Source organism: Nostoc sp. KVJ20, from assembly GCF_001712795.1.
In the GTDB taxonomy this organism is placed as follows: Bacteria; Cyanobacteriota; Cyanobacteriia; order Cyanobacteriales; family Nostocaceae; genus Nostoc.
Genome location: NZ_KV757711.1, coordinates 1 through 2,036 on the forward strand (window position 1 = coordinate 1; position 2,036 = coordinate 2,036).

A 2,036-nucleotide genomic window follows, 5' to 3' on the forward strand; every position below is an offset into this window, starting at 1 on the left:
CACCAGTGGCTTTTCGGCCCATCCCAAAAAACTAGCAAAATCATCCCGCAAATAAATATGCAACGCCAAAAATACTATTTTCCAATTCCCAATCCTCAGTACCCAATACCCAATCTCCAATCCCCAATCCCCACACCTTTTTCTTTACAGCACGTTAGCTGAACACCTAAGCTGGATTTAGGATTGATCCAAAAGATTTACGCAGGCGATCGCTCGATGTCTATTCCCCAAATTAGTGAATTTACTATCCGCCGTCATGCCAACGCCAAATCTTTCCAGCGGGGCGAGGCATACTATAAGGCTGGTGCTGTCAATGCTATTACCCAACGTGGTCATCTGGTTCAGGCAGATGTTATGGGCACTCAAGCTAGACCTTATCATGTCAATCTGAGTTTCGATAGCAGTGGGTTAACGTCAGTCAACTGCACCTGTGCTTACGACTTTGACGGGTGGTGCAAACACATTGTAGCCACGATGCTTGTCTGTGCCCGTAACTCAGAAAGTATTGAGCAGCGCCCCACCCTAGAACAATTACTAAATCGCCTGGACTATATCCAAACTCAAAGGCTGTTGCAAGAGTTGGTAAGAGAATACCCACCAATGATTGAGGCGATTGATCGCCATGTAAGTTGGATGACGAATCCTACTGACAAGCTAACAACTATAAAATCCCTGCGCCGCAGTACTATTGATCCGATTCCGTTTCGGCGGCAAGTACGGCAGATTCTCAAGAATACCGTGCGCTACTTTGAGGAGGGGTATGAAGAAGACCCAATTGCTGAGGAATTGCTGAGTGTAGTGCAAACTGCCGTAAATTTTAGCGAACGGGGAGAGGGTGAAAATGCGATCGCTATTTTGGAAGCGATTACCTCTACCTGTGTGGAAAATTGGGATGATGTTGCAGAATACGGTGCTGAAAACGATGAACTTGTGGAGGAATTGAATCATGCTTGGTGTGAAGCAATTCTCAGCACCGAACTCACCCCAGAAGAAAAAGTTGATATTCAAATAAATTTAGAAGCTTGGCAAGATGACTGGAATGTTGATTTTGGTCTAGTTATGGAAGCTTTACGCCAAGGTTGGGATTATCCACCACTACTAGAAGTTCTCCAAGGTAATATCACCGAAAGGGGAGCTTGGGAAGAAGATGTGCCAGACTACGCTGATGATTTGGCACTAATTCGCCTGAAAATTCTTGAACGTCAGCAACGTTCTCAAGAATACCTGTATTTAGCAGAAGCGGAAGGACAAACCCAGCAATATCTAACAATGCTAGGGCGTTTAGGTAGGGTGGAAGAAGCAATTGATGCTGCTCAAACCCAAATGATTTCAATGGAAGAGGCTTTTGCCCTAGCGAAAACACTCAGTGTTCAGGGAGCATTACAGCAAGCGCTAGATATAGCCCAGAGTGGATTAAATTTACCAGGTAATTCTCAGTACGAATTGGGGATTTGGACAAGTGATTTAGCTCTGGAGTTAGGTAATAGTGAAGCTGCTTTATTAGCAATCAAGGCGGCTTTTCAAGTCAAGCCCTCTTTTGTTGACTACCAAAAGATGGCAGAATTGGCTGGGGAAAACTGGGAAAGCGTCAAAACAGACTTGCTGAGAATTATCCGTACTGATAGCAGTTGGGGAACAGAATCAGCCAAGGTAGATATATTCTTGCATGAAGGGCTAATTGACGATGCAATTGCGATCGCTAGTGAACTCAGTTCTTATGATTCAGAGTTGATTCACCGAGTTATGGATGCTGCTATCTCTCACAATCCTAGTTGGGTGATTGCTAATGCTCGTCGCCGTGCCGAAAAGATTATGGATGCAGGTAAAGCCGAATACTACTATTACGCGGTTGAATGGTTGAAAAAGGCACGTAATGCCTACTTGAAATCTGGGAAGAAAGCTGACTGGTTAAGCTATCGGGACAATTTGATGCAAACCCACGCTCGTAAACGTAAATTGATGGGAATGTTTAAGCAGAGAGATATGGATTGAAGGAGGCAGAAGGCAGGAGGCAGGAGGCAGAAGGCAGAAGGCAG

At 44.8% G+C, this 2,036-nt stretch carries 1 protein-coding gene; it reads left to right on the forward strand.

Annotated features, from left to right (window positions below; genetic code table 11):
- Positions 1–216: 216 nt before the first annotated feature.
- Entirely contained in the window at positions 217–1,992 is a 1,776-nt protein-coding gene (locus A4S05_RS30890) for an SWIM zinc finger family protein (protein ID WP_069073594.1), read from the forward strand.
- Positions 1,993–2,036: the final 44 nt, after the last annotated feature.